We start from the raw sequence: 14,643 nt of genomic DNA on the forward strand, positions 1-14,643 counted from the left end.
CAAACCGAAAACGCCCGTGGAAACAAGGGATTATATTCCTGGGAGCAACAGCTCGGCGCGCAGGCCTCCGATCGGGGCGGCACTGAGAGAGAGGCTGCCGCCATAGAGGGCGGCAAGGTCGGTGACGATGGACAGGCCAAGTCCCGAGCCGGGCTTGGACTCGTCCAGCCGCTGGCCGCGCCGGGAGACCTGGGCCCGCTCGGCCTCCGACAGGCCGCGGCCATCGTCGTCGACGAGAATCCGCAGCCGGGGGCCGGTGCCTGCCTGACGCGCCGTCTCCACCAGGACCTCGATGAAGACCCGGGAGGCGGCCCATTTGCAGGCATTGTCGACGAGATTGCCGACCATCTCCTCCAGATCCTGCCGCTCGCCGCGAAATTTTGCCGAGGGATCGGCCTTGGCCTCGACCATGATGCCGCGGTCGCGGTGGATCTTCTCCATGGTCCGCCGCAACGCCTCGATCGCAGGCGCAACCTCCGTCACGGTCGCGACCACCGAGACCCGCGCTGCAATGCGGGCGCGCTCCAGATGATGGGCGACCTGGTCGCGCATCACGTCGGCCTGCTCCATCACCTTGGCCGCGAACGGCTCGGCGGCGTGGGCGCTGGCCTCGTTGACGATGACCGAGAGCGGCGTCTTGATCGCGTGGGCGAGATTTCCGACATGGGTGCGCGCGCGCTCGACGATCTCGCGATTGGCTTCGATCAGCGCGTTGGTCTCACGCGCCAAGGGCGCGATCTCGACCGGGAATTCGCCTTCGAGCCGTTCCGCCCGCCCGGAGCGGATGTCGGCGATCGATTCCGAGATGCGCTTGAGCGGCGCGAGGCCGAAGCGGACCTGGAACACCGTGGTCAGCAGCAGCACGATGCCGAGCGCGGTGAAGGTGCCGCCGAGATAATAGTCGAAGCTGCGGGTCTCGTCGAAGATCTCGGTATCATCGCCGGCGACGCTGACCAGGAATTTGCCGTCGGCACCGAGATCGACCGGCCGCTCCACCATGCGCAGATTCTGTCCCTCGGGCCCGTCGACGTAAGCCAGGCGAATGCCGGCGGCGGTGAGCTCGGCGCCCTGATCCTCTAGCTTTGGCAGCTTCTTGTCCCATAGCGAGCGCGAGGAGCGCACCTCCGGCTTCTCGGTGTCGGTGCGCGTGATCTGCCAGTACCAGCCGGACAGCGGCAGCTCGAACAGGGGTTCGCCGAGCGACTGGAACTGGCGGTCCGGCGGCTCGTCGGGGGTCGCGACCTCGGCGATGAGGGTGCGCAGATAGAGGTTGAGCCGGCGGTCGAAGGCGCGCTCGCTCGCATTCTTGTAAACCGAGGACAGCACGACGCCGGTGATGGCCAGGATCACCACCAGCCACGCCGTCGCCGACAGGAACAGCCGGTTGGCAAGTGAGCTAGCAGCCATCGGAACGGTCCCGGCAGGCGCAGGATGTCAGTGCGTCGAACGTCATAACCGGACCAAGGCCCCTGTTCGGGCTGCCGTCAAGCCCGAGAAGGCCTTCAGGCGGCCGGCGGCGTCAGGAGATAGCCGAGCCCGCGGACGGTCTGGATGATGTCGACGTCGAGCTTCTTGCGGATGCGGCCGACGAAGACCTCGATGGTGTTGGAGTCGCGGTCGAAATCCTGGTCGTAGAGATGCTCGACCAGCTCGGTGCGCGAGACGACGCGCCCGGAATGGTGCATCAGATAGGCCAGAAGCCGATATTCGTGCGAGGTCATCTTGACGGGGTTGCCCGATACGCTGACTCGGCCGGTCCGGGTGTCGAGCGTGACGGGGCCGCAAGAGAGCTCGCTCTGGGCATGACCGGTGGAGCGGCGCAGCAGGGCGCGGATGCGCGCCAGCACCTCCTCCAGATGGAACGGCTTGGCGACATAGTCGTCGGCGCCGGCATCGAAGCCCTGGACCTTGTCGCTCCAGCGGTCGCGCGCCGTGAGGATCAGCACCGGCATGGTGCGGCCGTTGCGGCGCCATGCCTCCAGCACCGAGATGCCGTCCTTCTTCGGCAGCCCGATGTCGAGCACGACGGCGTCGTAGGGCTCGTTGTCACCGAGATAAAGCCCCTCCTCTCCGTCGAAGGCTCGATCGACGACGTAGCCGGCGTCGGTCAGCGCCTTGGTGAGCTGGCGATTGAGATCGGGGTCGTCCTCAACAACGAGCAGGCGCACGCTTCTCTCCAGATATTTGGCCGCAGGGACTGCGCTAGAGATGAGCAATTCCGGCGTGAACCGAATATGAACGCGGGGAACCGGCCCGCGTTACTTTTTAGTCATATACGATTCCTCACGCTCGGATGCGACTGCGCCCGCCGCGCATCCGGACGGGCCGGCGGCATGGCGGGCGCAATGTGCCGCGTCATGCGGCGGTCAGGATGGTCCGTGTGACCGGACCCGGCCGTCAGGTCCGGAAGAACACGAACCAGACGACGGCGAGGATCAGGATCGCCAGCCCGGTCGAGATGGCGAGCAGCGCGGCCACCGAAGGCCCGGGCTCGCCCTGGCGGGCCTCGGTCGGAGTTTCGACGATCCGGTTCTGCTCTCGCGTGGTTGCCATGATGCCCTCAATCTCTGGATGTCGCCTCCGATGGCCGACGACCATGTCGCCGCCCTGGAGCCAACGCTCGATCTGATATGATGTTCCGGTTTTGCCCGCGGCCTGAGGCAGCAACCGCGAGCCCAGCTGCCGGTTAACGCAGTTGCAAGATTCCGCGTCGCGCCTTGCTATGATTCGGTGTTCCCCGATGGTATCCTTGTCAGCTGTCCCCGTTGCGTTTGGAGTAGCCCATGGCCCCCCGCGCCAATTGGAAGGGTTTTCTGCGTCTGTCGCTCGTGACCTGCCCGGTCGCGCTGTATCCGGCCACTTCGGATACCGAGAAGGTCTCGTTCAACCAGATCAACCGCAAGACCGGTCACCGGATCAAGTATCTGAAGGTCGACGCCGAGACCGGTGACGAGGTGACCTCCGAGGACATCGTCAAGGGCTACAAGGTCGATACCGACACCTACATCGAGGTCACCAAGGACGAACTCGACGAGATCGCGCTCGACTCCACGCACACGATCGAGATCGATGAGTTCGTGCCGAAGGCCGACATCGACAACCGCTACCTGATCCGGCCCTATTATCTCGTGCCCGACGGCAAGGTCGGCCACGACGCCTATGCGGTGATCCGCGAGACCATCCGCAGCATGGACAAGGTCGCGATCGGCCGCGTTGTGCTGACCAACCGCGAGCACATCATCGCGCTGGAGCCGCTCGAGAGCGGCCTGATGGGCACGTTGCTTCGCTATCCCTACGAGGTCCGCAGCGAGACCGAATATTTCGACGACATCCAGGACGTGAAGCTGACCAAGGACATGCTCGACCTTGCCAAGCACATCGTCGAGAAGAAGTCCGGCGCGTTCGAGCCGGAGCTGTTCGAGGACCATTACGAGACCGCGCTGATCGACCTCATCAACAAGAAGCGCAGCGGCATGCCCATCACCCCGAAGGCGACGCCAAAGACCGGCGGCAACGTCATCAGCCTGATGGACGCGCTGAAGAAGAGCATCGCGAACGAGAAGGATGCGGCGCCCGCGGCGAAGGTCGCCAAGGAAGCCGTCAAAGGCAAGAAGCCGAAGAAGCGCGTCGAGGGTCAGCGCGAGATGCTGCTGCCGATATCAGGCAAGGGCGGCAAGGACGCTGCTGCGAAGACGGCGAAGGAGCCCGCCAAGAAGGCGGACAAGCAGCTGGTGCGCGCGCCAGCGCGGGCGAAGAAGGCCGGCTAGCGCCATACACCCTCTCATCGCGCTGTGATCTCTCCCCTCGCCGATCGGCCGGCCTGACATGCCCTGGTCGGCGACGTTCGATGATCCCATTGCCTTGCGCGGCGGGCGCGAGCTGCGAACGCTGCAAGAGGCGGCCGATCACATTATGCGGCTGCCCGAGGACGCGCAGCACACCCCCCACTGGCAGACCGCGATCGAGACGCTGATCCATGCGGCCGAGACCGGCGGCGGCTGGATGATGTTCGCCCGCATCGCGATGCTGCGGGCACTGAACGCGGATGCCGACCGCGGCTAGAGCATGCCGAAACTAGGTTCGGCGGGCTGTCCATGGTTCACCTCTCCCTGTCGGAAGAGGTGAACCGAGTCCTGAGCGCGCATCGATTCAACCAAAACTCATCCGCTTCGCTGTGTCGCTCACAAGATCTGCGCTCGCGTTTCTTGCCTCCCGGCGAACAGCCTCAACAATCCGTTAAGGCCGCATCGTGGTTTTCGCTCGCCCTCGGAGGCTGCCACGTAATCCTACGGAAGATAAAATTAACCTTCGATTCCCGCTGCGCATCGCATGGTTGCGCCGTCGATTGAATCCGGGGGGTACGCCCGTGCCGCAGCAGGACGCCAGGAAGTACTATATCAGCCTCGTCAACGACACGGCCGAGAACGAGCGCCTCGCCGGCGGCCCCGCGCCGTCGCAGCCGCGTGTCATGAGCTATCTGGTCGGGCGCCTTGCCGCTGTGCTGAAGCGCTCCGCCGAGGCCGCGCCGGGACGCTCGATCACGTCCTGACCAGAAACAGCATCAAATCCGGCCAAATCAGGTGATGAAACCTTAAGTCAACGCATGGCATCGTATTAAGCCGCAGGCAGAACGCATCCCGCCTGCACTTTTGCGCGCACGCGTCCCCCGAAAGTTAGTGAATCAATTTACCAATCCGAAAACGGCGCCAGCCTACGTTGGACGGATGAACAGGAGTTGACGATGACTTTGCTCAGGTCATTTCTTGCCGATGAAAATGGTGCCACCGCCATCGAGTATTGCCTGATCGCCGCCGGCATCGCGCTCGCGATCGTCACCGTCGTCAACAACACGGGCAGCGCGCTTCTCAACAACAAGTTCAATTCGGTCAGCTCGGCGATGAAATAGCGGCCGCTCTGGCCTGACTCGACACCCCCCGCACGCTCGGCGGAGCCCGCACGGCTAGAGCGCGGCAAACTCCCCATTTCCGTCACCTTTTGCAGCCATTTGGGTGCTGATATTCTTCAGCACGGCATGGCCGAACAGTCATGCCTTCGATCATTGAACCAAGGTTGTTTGAGGATGCCGATGAGACGCACGATGGTCCTGGCTGTCAGCTTTGCGTTTGTCGGCCTCTGGTCGCAGGACAGCGCGAGAGGACAGACCGCACCGCCGGTTTCGCTTGCTCCGCCTCAGGCATCTCCGCCGCAAGCGTCGCCCCCACCAGCGAGCGCCAGGAATTCCCGGCCCAAGCGCGATCGGGCCGTGGTGACCGCGCCCGGCGGAGCGCCTTCGACGCCCGTGATCGGCGGGCTTCCGGCATCGCCCAATCCCGCCGCCGACTACGATGGCTTCAGCGTCGGCAGCGAGGACAGCGACACCCCGCGCCAGTTGGCGCCGCCGGCGCGGTCGCGCGGGGCAAAGAAGGGCTCCACGGAACTGGACTCGTTCGATCCGGAAGATGAGGCGTTGAGACGAAAGCTGACGATCTGCAAGAACTGCAAATAGGAAAGCATAACGCCAGCCCGTAGCCCGGATGGAGCACAGCGAAATCCGGGGAGCTGTTCGCGGATGCAGTTGCTGACGCCGTTCACCGACCCCCGACCTCAAGCGCTTCCAAGACCACGGCCGTCCGATCAGCCAGCTCGGGAATTTTTGCCAGATAGGCCTGGTAATGCGGCGTGGCTTGGTGAGCTTCGACGGCCGCGCCGTCACGGTACAGCTCGTCGAGAACGTAGCGATCTTCGTTCGATGTGTCGCGCCAGACATCCCAATGCAGGTTGCCTGGTTCGGCCCTGGAATGCGCATGCCGCTTCCTGATGCGGATCGGCAGCTATCTGGCAGTCCTGGCCCGCGCCTATCTGCGGCAGGGGCGGATCGCGGAGGCGCGCGACGCCATCGCGCAGGCAATCGGCCATCAGGAACGCCAGGGCGAGCGTTGGTGCCGCTCGGAGCTTCAGCGGGTCGAAGCGGCGGTCCTTCTCCGCGCCGGCGAGCCGTTGCGCACCGAAAGGCAGCTGCAGCAGGCGCTCGCCGAAGCGCGAGCCATCGGCGCGATGACCTTCGCGTTGCGCATCTCCATCGACCTTGCCGCGCACTGGATTGCGACCGGCCGCAAGCCCAAAGCTGTTCGCCTGCTAGCCCCGATTTATGACGAATTCACCGAGGGCTTCGAGACACCGGATCTGCTAACTGCTTCGCGCCTGCTGCAGCGCATGCGGCCAACGCCGGGCGGCTGCGGCCATTGTCGCCAGCCGGGGCCGGTGCACGCTCGCGGTGCATAGCTGGCCTTCCGCCCCGCTCACCGCGCGCGCTTTACGCTTCACGGATTTCCTGATCCTCTCTCCTCAATCGGCCGGATCAACCGGCCTCGCTCCAGGGAGAGAGACGCCATGAAGCTCGGCACCGCCATTGCGGAAATCATGAGGCGCGAGGGGATCGAGATCCTCTGCGGCTATCCCGTCAACCATCTGATCGAGCACGCGGCCAAGGCCGAGATCCGCCCGGTGATGGTGCGGCAGGAGCGCGTCGGCATCCACATGGCGGATGCGATCTCGCGGGTCACCTCGGGACGCACGATCGGCGCGTTCTGCATGCAGCATGGACCCGGCGCCGAGAACGCGATGGGCGGCGTCGCGCAGTGCTTCGGCGAATCCGTGCCCGTGCTGGTGCTGCCGATGGGCTATCAGCGCCGGCTGTCGCACATCGAGCCCAACTTCAATTCCAGCGAGGCGATGAAGCCGTTCGCGAAATCCTCCGAACCAATCATCCTGGCCGCGGAGGTCGCCAACATCTTCCGCCGCGCCTTCACGAAACTGAAGAACGGCCGCGGCGGGCCCGTGATCGTCGAAATTCCTTCCGACATGTGGAACGAGGAGGTGCCGGAGCCGCTGAACTACACGCCGGTGCTGCGCACCCGCTACGGTGCCGATCCGGTGCATGTGAGGGAGGCAGCAAGCTTGCTCGTCAATGCAAAACGGCCGGTGATCTATGCCGGCCAGGGCGTGCATTACGCGCAGGCCTGGCCGCAATTGAAACGCCTCGCCGAGCGGCTGGCCATTCCCGTCACCAGCAGTCTCGGTGGCAAGTCGTCGTTTCCGGAAACGCACCCGCTTTCGCTCGGCTCGGGCGGTCTCGCCGTACCGCGCGCGGTGCCGAAATTCCTCAGCGATGCCGACGTCATCTTCGGCATCGGCTGCTCCTTCACCGAGACCAATTTCGGCATCGCGATGCCGAAGGGGAAGACCATCATCCACTCGACGCTTGATCCGAACCATCTCAACAAGGATGTGGAGGCCAGAATCGGCCTCGTCGGCGATGCCGGCCTCGTGCTCGATGCGCTGCTGGAGGAGATCGGCAAGACCGTTACCTCGGATCACGACGCCTCAGCCGTCGCGGCCGAGATCGCGGCCTCGCATAAGGAGTGGCTGGCGAAATGGATGCCGAAACTCACCAGCAATGACGCCCCGCTCAACCCCTATCGCGTGCTGTGGGACCTGCAGCACACTGTCGATATTGAGAATACCATCATCACCCATGATGCCGGCAGCCCGCGCGACCAGCTTTCGCCGTTCTGGAAAGCGGTAAAACCCCTCACCTATCTCGGCTGGGGCAAGACCACCCAGCTCGGCTACGGCCTGGGGCTGGCGATGGGCGCCAAGCTCGCAAAGCCCGACAAGCTCTGCGTCAATGTCTGGGGCGATGCGGCCATCGGCTTCACCGGCATGGATTTCGAGACCGCGGTGCGCGAGCGCATCCCGATCATGTCGATCCTGCTCAACAATTTCTCGATGGCGATCGAGCTGAAGGTGATGCCGGTCTCGACCGAGAAATATCGCTCGACCGACATTTCCGGCGACTACGCCGCGATGGCGCGCGCCTTCGGCGGCTATGGCGAGCGGGTGACCAAGCCCGAGGACATCATCCCCGCGATCAAACGCGGCATCCAGAAGACGCAGGAAGGCATACCCGTGCTGCTCGAATTCATCACAGCCAAGGAGACCGAGGTGTCGCGGCCGGGCACGTGAGGCCGGGCCTCGCTGCGGGCGCTGGCTCCGGCCGCAGAAGATGTGATAATCCGCCCTGGTGCCGCGCAGGTCGCGGCATCAGGCCGGAATGCGAATGACGAACCCTTCCAACGATGTCGCCGATGCGCTCGCAGCCGAGAACGCGCGGCTGCGCAGCGAACTTGCGAGCGCGCGCGACCGCCAGAGCGCCAGCGCCGAGATCCTGCGCACCATCGCGGCCTCCCCTTCCGACGCCCGGCCGGTGTTCGAGGCGATCGCGTCCAGCTCGAAACGTCTGCTCGGCGGCTTCTCCGCCACCGTGCTCCAGTTCATCGGCAACGAACTGCATCTCGTCGCCTATACGCCGACGAGCCCGGAGGCGGACGCGGGACTGAAGGCCTCGTTCCCGCGGAAGATCACGGAGTTTCCGACCTTCGAGCTGGTGCGCGGCGGCGAGACCATCCAGTTTCCCGACAGCGAAGCCGATGACGTCCCGCAGCTCAACCGCGATCTCGCGCGGCTGCGCGGCTTCCGCAGCGTGCTGTTCATGCCGCTGATGAACCGGGGCGCGCCGGTCGGCATGATCAGCGTCACGCGCGCCGAGGTCGGCGCATTCGCGCCCGATCTCGTGCAGCTGCTCCAGACCTTTGCGGACCAGGCCGTGATCGCGATCGAGAATGCGCGCCTGTTCAACGAGACCCAGCAGGCGCTCGAGCGCCAGACTGCCACAGCCGACATCCTGAAGGTGATGGCCGCCTCGCCCTCCGACGTACAGCCGGTGTTCGACGCCATCGCCGCCAGTGCCAACCGCCTGATCGGCGGCTTCTCCACCGCGGTGCTGCGCTATGTGGACGGTGCGGCGCATCTTGCCGCGTTCACCCCGACCGATCCGGCCGGCGACCGCGTGCTGCAGGCGTCGTTCCCGGTGCCGTTCGCGCAGTTCCCGCCCTATCGCCTCGTGGCGGGCGGCAGCGCGGCGCAGCTGCCCGATACCGAGCTCGAGCCGGCAGCCCGCGACATCGCGCGCGCCCGCGGCTATCGCAGCATGCTGTTCGCGCCCCTGATGAGCGAGGCCGAGGCGATCGGCGTCATCATCACCACACGCCGCGCGACGGGGACGTTCGATGCGCATCACGTGCGGCTGCTCCAGACCTTCGCCAACCAGGCGGTGATCGCGATCAAGAATGTCAGCCTGTTCAACGCGACCCAGGAAGCGCTGGAACGGCAGACCGCGACCGCCGACATCCTCAAGGTGATCGCGGCCTCGCCGGCCGACGTCACGCCGGTGTTCCAGGCCATCTCCGACAGCGCCAAGGCGTTGATTGGCGGACATTCCTCCACCGTCACACGCCTCATCGACGGTATGCTGCATCTGGCGGCCTTCACCACCGACAACGAGGCCGGCAACGCCGAGCTGCTCAGCACGTTCCCGGCGCCGCTCGACTCGTCGGGCATTCACAGCCGCGTGGCGACCAGCGGCGAATATGCGTTCCGCAGCGACATGCAGAACGAGCCCGATCTCACGGAGGCCATGAAGGAGCTGGCGCGGACACGAGGCTATCGCAGCATTCTCGTGGTGCCGATGCTGCGCGACGGCCTTGCGATCGGCACCATCGGCGTGACGCGGCGGGAGCCCGGTCATTTTCCGGAGAAGGCGATCAATTTGCTCAGGACCTTCGCCGACCAGGCCGTGATCGCAGTCGAGAACACGCGCCTGTTCAACGAAGTGCAAGACCGCACACGGGAGCTCGCCAAGTCGCTCGACGATCTGCGCGCCGCGCAGGACCGGCTGATCCAGACCGAGAAGCTGGCCTCGCTCGGTCAGCTCACCGCCGGCATCGCGCACGAGATCAAGAATCCGCTCAACTTCGTCAATAACTTTGCTTCGCTCTCGTCCGAGTTGACCGATGAGCTCAACGAGGTGCTGGCGCCGGTCCCGCTCGCCGACGATGTCCGCAACGAGATCGACGAGCTGACCGGGCTCTTGAAGGACAATCTGCAAAAGGTCGTGCAGCACGGGCGGCGCGCCGATTCCATCGTCAAGAACATGCTGCTGCATTCGCGCGATGGCGGCGGCGAGCACCGCTTGAGCGACATCAATGCGCTGGTCGAGGAGAGCCTCGATCTCGCCTATCATGGCGCACGCGCCGAGAAGCCGCAGTTCGACGTGACGGTGAAACGCGAGCTCGATCCGGCGGCCGGCTCCGCCGACGTTTTCCCGCAGGAGATCACGCGGGTGCTGCTGAACCTGATCTCGAACGGATTTTACGCGGTGACGAGACGCAAGGCGGACAACGGCGCCGCTGGCTACGAGCCGGTCGTGACGGCAATCACGCGCGACCGCGGCGACCATATCGAGATCCGCATCCGCGACAACGGCATCGGCATTCCCGACGAGGTGAAGGCGAAGATGTTCAATCCGTTCTTCACCACCAAGCCGGCCGGCGAAGGCACCGGCCTCGGCCTGTCGATGAGCCACGATATCGTGGTGAAGCAGCATGGCGGCACGATCGACGTCGCGACGGAGCCGGGCCAGTTCACCGAGTTCACGATCCTCCTGCCGCGCAAGAGCAGCTTCCCGGACACGACCACAGGGTAGCGGCGATCGGAAGGGGCCCTCATGACTCTGGCGCGGCTCATTCGGCGACAATTGCTCTCGCTGTCCGGCGTCGGTCTCATGCTGGGCGCCCTGTTCTTCGCGGCCGCGCTGACGCCGACGCTGGTGCCGCGGAGCTATCTCACCCAAGGCGCCCTCGCCGGCGGATGCTTTGCCATCGGCTATCTCGCCGGCAACCTCTGGCGCTGGCTGTGGCACTATCTCGAGCTGCCCGAGCCCTCGGCGCGCCTGCGGTCAGGCGGCAATGCGGTGGTCGCGTCCGGCTGCCTGATCGTCGTCATCATCTATCTGTTGCGCGCCGCCGAATGGCAGAATTCGATCCGCACCGTGATGAAGATGCCGCCGGTCGAGACCGCGCATCCGGTGAAGGTCTGCGGCATCGCCCTTGTCACATTCGCCGCATTGCTGCTGCTCGGACGACTGTTCGCGCTCGTGTCGCGATTCCTCGCCGAGCACGCCAGGCGCATCATTCCACGCAAGGTGGCGAACGTCATTGGTATCGCGGCTGCAGGCCTGCTGTTCTGGTCGATTGCCAGCAATGTCCTGATCAGCACGGCATTTCGCGCGCTCGACTCCTCCTTCCGTGAACTCGACGCCCTGCACGAGCCCGAACGGCCGCAGCCGACCGCGCCCGATCGCACGGGAAGTCCGGCGTCGCTGGTGAAGTGGACGGAGCTCGGGCGCACGGGCCGCCGGTTCATTGCCTCGGGTCCGACCGCCGCGGACATCAGCGCCGTCGCGGGCGGGCCCGCACGTGATCCCGTGCGCGTCTATGTGGGCCTCGCCGGTGGAGGCACGGCGCAGGCGCGCGCGAAGCTCGCGCTCGAGGAGCTCAAGCGCCAGCACGGCTTTGAACGCAAGATCCTGATCGTGATCACGCCGACCGGGACCGGCTGGATCGATCCGTCTGCGATGGATACGGTCGAATATCTGCACCACGGCGATGTCGCCAGCGTGGCGATGCAATATTCCTATCTCAACAGCCCGCTGTCGCTGCTATTTCAGCCCGAATACGGCGCAGAGGCGGCGCGCGCCCTGTTTGCCGAAATCTACGGCTACTGGACAAGCTTGCCAAAGGACAAGCGGCCGAAGCTGTATCTCCACGGGCTCAGCCTCGGCGCCATGAACTCGGAAAAATCCGCGGAGCTGTTCGAGATGATCGGCGATCCCATTGCCGGCGCGCTATGGAGCGGGCCACCGTTCGAGAGCCGCATCTGGCGCTCGGTCACCGCAAACCGCAACCCTGACTCGCCGGCGTGGCTTCCGGAATTCGGTGACAGCCGCATCGTGCGCTTCATGAATCAGAACGGGCCCACGGTACCGCCGGATACGCCCTGGGGAGCGATACGCGTGGTCTACCTGCAATATGCCAGCGACGCGATCACGTTCTTCGCCTACCGCGATGCCTTGCAGGCCCCGGCTTGGATGAGCTTACCGCGCGGGCCTGACGTCTCACCGGAGCTGCGATGGTATCCGATCGTCACGATGCTGCAGCTCGCCCTCGATATGGCGGTCGCGACCGATACCCCGATGGGCTTTGGTCATGTCTACGCGCCCGAGCATTACGTCGATGCCTGGGTCGCGGTCACCGATGTCCGTGATTGGTCTGCGGATGCACTGGCGCGGCTCAAGGAAGAGCTCGCGGCGAAGGCGCGGAAGGCCGGCGCGGGCAATGTCGACGACGATCCCGATCGCGGTGGCTAACTCCTACTCCGCCATCTCCACATGCTTGGTAACGGAGGGACCGGCGAGCGGCCGCTCCTCCATCATGATCAGGCAGAACGCGGCGCCGGCCATCAGCGCGGTGGCGGCGCCGAACACGTAGCGGAACGCGTGCCGCATGTCCTCGGTGGGGATCACGACGCTGCCGGCGGCGTGGTGCTCGCCGGCGAGCGGAATGTCGGCGCCGAGCGCGATCAGCAGGATCGCCGCGAAGGCCGCGACCGTGAACGAGGACATCAGCGAGCGGAAGAAGTTCAGCGCGCCGGTGATGGTGCCGACCTGCGGGCGGGCGACCGAATTCTGCAGCGAGACCACGCAGACCGGGAAGGTCGTGCCGAGGCCGAGCGCGAACGCGGCCATCAGCGTCAGCAGGGCCCATAGCGGCAGCGTCGTGAACGTGAGGCCGAGACCGCACAGCGCGGCCCAGGACGTACCGATGATGGCGACGCGCTTGTAGTGCTTGGCGCGCGCCATGGTGCGGCCGGCGATTGCCGCGCCGCAGGTCGAGACCGCCGCAAGCGGGATCAGCGCGAGACCGGCCTCGCTGGCGCTGAGGTGATAGACCGACTCGTAATAAAGCGGCAGCTGGACCGTGAGGCCGGTGATCGCACCGAGCGCGCAGCCGCCGGCCGTCAGCCCATAAGGGGCGACCGATCCGCCGAGCAACGGCAAAGGCAGGAACGGCTCATCCGCCCGCCGCGCGTGCCAGACGAAGGTGACGGCGAGCGCGACAGCGCCGCCGATCATCGCAAGCACCGTCGGCGACAGCCACGGATAACGCGTGCCGCCCCAGGTCAGCACCAGCATGAAGACGACGGCGGAGGCCATCAGCAGCACGCCGCCGAGCCAGTCGACCTCGCGTTTGCGGTGGAACACCGGGATTTTCTTCATCTTCGGCAGCAGCAGCGCGAGCGCCGCGGCCGTGAGCGGCAGATTGATCCAGAAGATCATGGACCAGTGCAAATGCTCGGCGAATACGCCGCCGATCACGGGCCCCAAAATGCCGCCGACCATCCAGACGCTGGAAAAATAGGCCTGGTATTGGCCGCGCTCGCGCGGGCTCACGACGTCGGAGATCACGGTCTGCACGACCGGCATGATGCCGCCACCGCCGAGACCCTGCAGGCCGCGCGCCAGAATCAGCATCGGCATATTCGGGGCGATCGCACAGAGGATCGAGCCTGCGACGAACAGGCTGAGCGAGGTGATGATCATGGCCTTGCGGCCGTAGATGTCGCTCAACGTCCCGAACACCGGCGCAACCGCAGTCGAGGCGAGCAGATAGGCGGTGATGACCCAGGACAGGTTCGAGACGTCCTGGAACTGGCGCCCGATGGTCGGCAGCGCGGTCGCGACGATGGTCTGGTCGAGCGCGGCGAGGAACATCGTCAGCATCAGGCTGATGACGATCGTTCGGACCTCGTCCGAGGTCAGCGCCGCGGGCGGAGAGATGGACGGCGCGTCATCGACGCTGATGACCTCGCTCGGAAGGCGGGACAGCTCTTCCGCGATGTCGTCGGGCAAAGCCTGGATGTCGGCAGAACTGCTCTGCCGGTCGAACTTGTTCATCTCGATCGGACGTGATGTGGCGGCACAACGCCGCGAAGGATTCGTTCTATGCAGGCAATGTAGAGAGCAAAATCCTTCCCAGGCAGGCGCCGCAGCGCATGGGTGCATCCCGCGCGGGGGCCATCCCGAACATGTGATCCCGCGTGCGGCGGATCAGTCCTTCGGACGTCGCTTCAGGCGTGCCCGTTTCGGCAGCACGGCCGGCCATTGCACGATGTGGTCCTCGAGCTCCTCGTCCGGGATGTCCTCTTCGCTGCCCTCGACGCGGCCGCGCACGGACACACCGGCCTCATGCACGGTAGTGGGATCGCCTGACACCAGCGGATGCCACCAATAGAGGTCGCGCCCCTCGGCAACGAGCTTGTAGCCGCAGCTCGGCGGCAGCCAGTTCAGGGTGCGGACATTGGCGGGGGTCAGGCGGACGCAGTCGGGAACCTTGTCGGAGCGATTCGGGTAGTCCTTGCAGGCGCAGGTGCCGGCATCGAGCAGCTTGCAGCCGACATGGGTGAAATAGATCTGGCCGGTGTCCTCGTCCTCGAGCTTGTTCAGGCAGCAGCGGCCGCAGCCGTCGCACAGGCTTTCCCACTCTTCCCGAGACATCTCTTCCAACGTCTTGGTTTTCCAGAAGAATCCTTCCTGCCCGGAAGGTCGTTTGGGAGCTGCGGTCATGCGCCTCAACAAGGTTCGAAAGAGCTACGGCTAACGCCATCTAGGGCGTGCGGCCAGCATGC

Annotated in this window: 14 protein-coding genes and 1 pseudogene; 9 read left to right on the forward strand and 6 right to left on the reverse strand. The window is 65.3% G+C overall.

The window, feature by feature from the left end; translation table 11 throughout:
* Positions 1–30: 30 nt before the first annotated feature.
* From ACVWY3_RS17540 to ACVWY3_RS17550, 3 genes are all read right to left on the reverse strand, one after another.
* The gene (locus tag ACVWY3_RS17540) at positions 31–1,407 is read right to left on the reverse strand and encodes an ATP-binding protein (RefSeq protein WP_456839577.1); all 1,377 of its coding nucleotides are present in this window, start codon (positions 1,405–1,407) and stop codon (positions 31–33) included.
* Between the two features lie 95 nt (positions 1,408–1,502).
* Positions 1,503–2,168, reverse strand: coding sequence for a response regulator transcription factor (locus ACVWY3_RS17545; RefSeq protein WP_456839578.1), 666 nt, complete (start codon positions 2,166–2,168; stop codon positions 1,503–1,505).
* A gap of 229 nt (positions 2,169–2,397) precedes the next feature.
* Positions 2,398–2,553: a hypothetical protein gene (locus ACVWY3_RS17550; protein WP_162832009.1), complete on the reverse strand. Its 156-nt coding sequence runs from the start codon at positions 2,551–2,553 to the stop codon at positions 2,398–2,400.
* Between the two features lie 230 nt (positions 2,554–2,783).
* Between ACVWY3_RS17550 and ku the strand changes: the two genes are divergently transcribed.
* The 5 genes from ku (at position 2,784) to ACVWY3_RS17575 (ending at position 5,506) form a co-directional block, all read left to right on the forward strand.
* A complete protein-coding gene (gene ku / locus ACVWY3_RS17555) occupies positions 2,784–3,767 on the forward strand; it encodes a non-homologous end joining protein Ku (RefSeq protein ID WP_456839579.1) in 984 nt (327 codons plus the stop codon).
* A 58-nt stretch (positions 3,768–3,825) separates the two neighbouring features.
* Positions 3,826–4,062: a hypothetical protein gene (locus ACVWY3_RS17560; RefSeq protein WP_456839580.1), complete on the forward strand. Its 237-nt coding sequence runs from the start codon at positions 3,826–3,828 to the stop codon at positions 4,060–4,062.
* A 304-nt stretch (positions 4,063–4,366) separates the two neighbouring features.
* Positions 4,367–4,549 (forward strand): hypothetical protein, encoded by a 183-nt coding sequence (locus tag ACVWY3_RS17565; protein ID WP_456839581.1) that lies wholly within the window; start codon positions 4,367–4,369, stop codon positions 4,547–4,549.
* 192 nt (positions 4,550–4,741) lie between these two features.
* Positions 4,742–4,906 (forward strand): Flp family type IVb pilin, encoded by a 165-nt coding sequence (locus ACVWY3_RS17570; RefSeq protein ID WP_456839582.1) that lies wholly within the window; start codon positions 4,742–4,744, stop codon positions 4,904–4,906.
* Positions 4,907–5,263: 357 nt separating this feature from the next.
* Positions 5,264–5,506, forward strand: coding sequence for a hypothetical protein (locus ACVWY3_RS17575; protein WP_456839583.1), 243 nt, complete (start codon positions 5,264–5,266; stop codon positions 5,504–5,506).
* A gap of 82 nt (positions 5,507–5,588) precedes the next feature.
* Here ACVWY3_RS17575 and ACVWY3_RS17580 read toward each other — a convergent pair.
* Positions 5,589–5,795, reverse strand: a pseudogene (locus ACVWY3_RS17580) (putative quinol monooxygenase); the annotation flags it as partial.
* 22 nt (positions 5,796–5,817) lie between these two features.
* Between ACVWY3_RS17580 and ACVWY3_RS17585 the strand changes: the two are divergent.
* The 4 genes from ACVWY3_RS17585 (at position 5,818) to ACVWY3_RS17600 (ending at position 12,325) form a co-directional block, all read left to right on the forward strand.
* Positions 5,818–6,282 (forward strand): hypothetical protein, encoded by a 465-nt coding sequence (locus ACVWY3_RS17585; protein ID WP_456839584.1) that lies wholly within the window; start codon positions 5,818–5,820, stop codon positions 6,280–6,282.
* 108 nt (positions 6,283–6,390) lie between these two features.
* Positions 6,391–8,025, forward strand: a complete 1,635-nt coding sequence (locus tag ACVWY3_RS17590; RefSeq protein WP_456839585.1) for a thiamine pyrophosphate-requiring protein — start codon at positions 6,391–6,393, stop codon at positions 8,023–8,025.
* A gap of 94 nt (positions 8,026–8,119) precedes the next feature.
* Positions 8,120–10,603 (forward strand): GAF domain-containing sensor histidine kinase, encoded by a 2,484-nt coding sequence (locus tag ACVWY3_RS17595; RefSeq protein ID WP_456839586.1) that lies wholly within the window; start codon positions 8,120–8,122, stop codon positions 10,601–10,603.
* Between the two features lie 21 nt (positions 10,604–10,624).
* The gene (locus ACVWY3_RS17600; RefSeq protein ID WP_456839587.1) at positions 10,625–12,325 is read left to right on the forward strand and encodes an alpha/beta hydrolase; all 1,701 of its coding nucleotides are present in this window, start codon (positions 10,625–10,627) and stop codon (positions 12,323–12,325) included.
* 3 nt (positions 12,326–12,328) lie between these two features.
* On the opposite strand, the gene ACVWY3_RS17605 is transcribed toward ACVWY3_RS17600, so the two are convergent.
* Both ACVWY3_RS17605 and ACVWY3_RS17610 read right to left on the reverse strand, forming a co-directional pair.
* Complete coding sequence (locus ACVWY3_RS17605; protein ID WP_456839588.1) at positions 12,329–13,912, reverse strand: MDR family MFS transporter; 1,584 nt, start codon at positions 13,910–13,912, stop codon at positions 12,329–12,331.
* A gap of 153 nt (positions 13,913–14,065) precedes the next feature.
* Positions 14,066–14,581: a YcgN family cysteine cluster protein gene (locus ACVWY3_RS17610; RefSeq protein WP_456839589.1), complete on the reverse strand. Its 516-nt coding sequence runs from the start codon at positions 14,579–14,581 to the stop codon at positions 14,066–14,068.
* Between the last annotated feature and the right edge of the window lie 62 nt (positions 14,582–14,643).

It is taken from the genome of Bradyrhizobium sp. USDA 4486 (assembly GCF_054057995.1).

Bases quoted from the DNA above. Each gene is read 5' to 3' on its own strand.
- ACVWY3_RS17540 (WP_456839577.1), bottom strand. From the start codon at position 1,407: ATGGCTGCTAGCTCACTTGCCAACCGGCTGTTCCTGTCGGCGACGGCG.
- ACVWY3_RS17550 (WP_162832009.1), bottom strand. From the start codon at position 2,553: ATGGCAACCACGCGAGAGCAGAACCGGATCGTCGAAACTCCGACCGAG.
- ku (WP_456839579.1), top strand. From the start codon at position 2,784: ATGGCCCCCCGCGCCAATTGGAAGGGTTTTCTGCGTCTGTCGCTCGTG.
- ACVWY3_RS17560 (WP_456839580.1), top strand. From the start codon at position 3,826: ATGCCCTGGTCGGCGACGTTCGATGATCCCATTGCCTTGCGCGGCGGG.
- ACVWY3_RS17570 (WP_456839582.1), top strand. From the start codon at position 4,742: ATGACTTTGCTCAGGTCATTTCTTGCCGATGAAAATGGTGCCACCGCC.
- ACVWY3_RS17585 (WP_456839584.1), top strand. From the start codon at position 5,818: ATGCGGATCGGCAGCTATCTGGCAGTCCTGGCCCGCGCCTATCTGCGG.
- ACVWY3_RS17590 (WP_456839585.1), top strand. From the start codon at position 6,391: ATGAAGCTCGGCACCGCCATTGCGGAAATCATGAGGCGCGAGGGGATC.
- ACVWY3_RS17595 (WP_456839586.1), top strand. From the start codon at position 8,120: ATGACGAACCCTTCCAACGATGTCGCCGATGCGCTCGCAGCCGAGAAC.
- ACVWY3_RS17600 (WP_456839587.1), top strand. From the start codon at position 10,625: ATGACTCTGGCGCGGCTCATTCGGCGACAATTGCTCTCGCTGTCCGGC.
- ACVWY3_RS17605 (WP_456839588.1), bottom strand. From the start codon at position 13,912: ATGAACAAGTTCGACCGGCAGAGCAGTTCTGCCGACATCCAGGCTTTG.
- ACVWY3_RS17610 (WP_456839589.1), bottom strand. From the start codon at position 14,581: ATGACCGCAGCTCCCAAACGACCTTCCGGGCAGGAAGGATTCTTCTGG.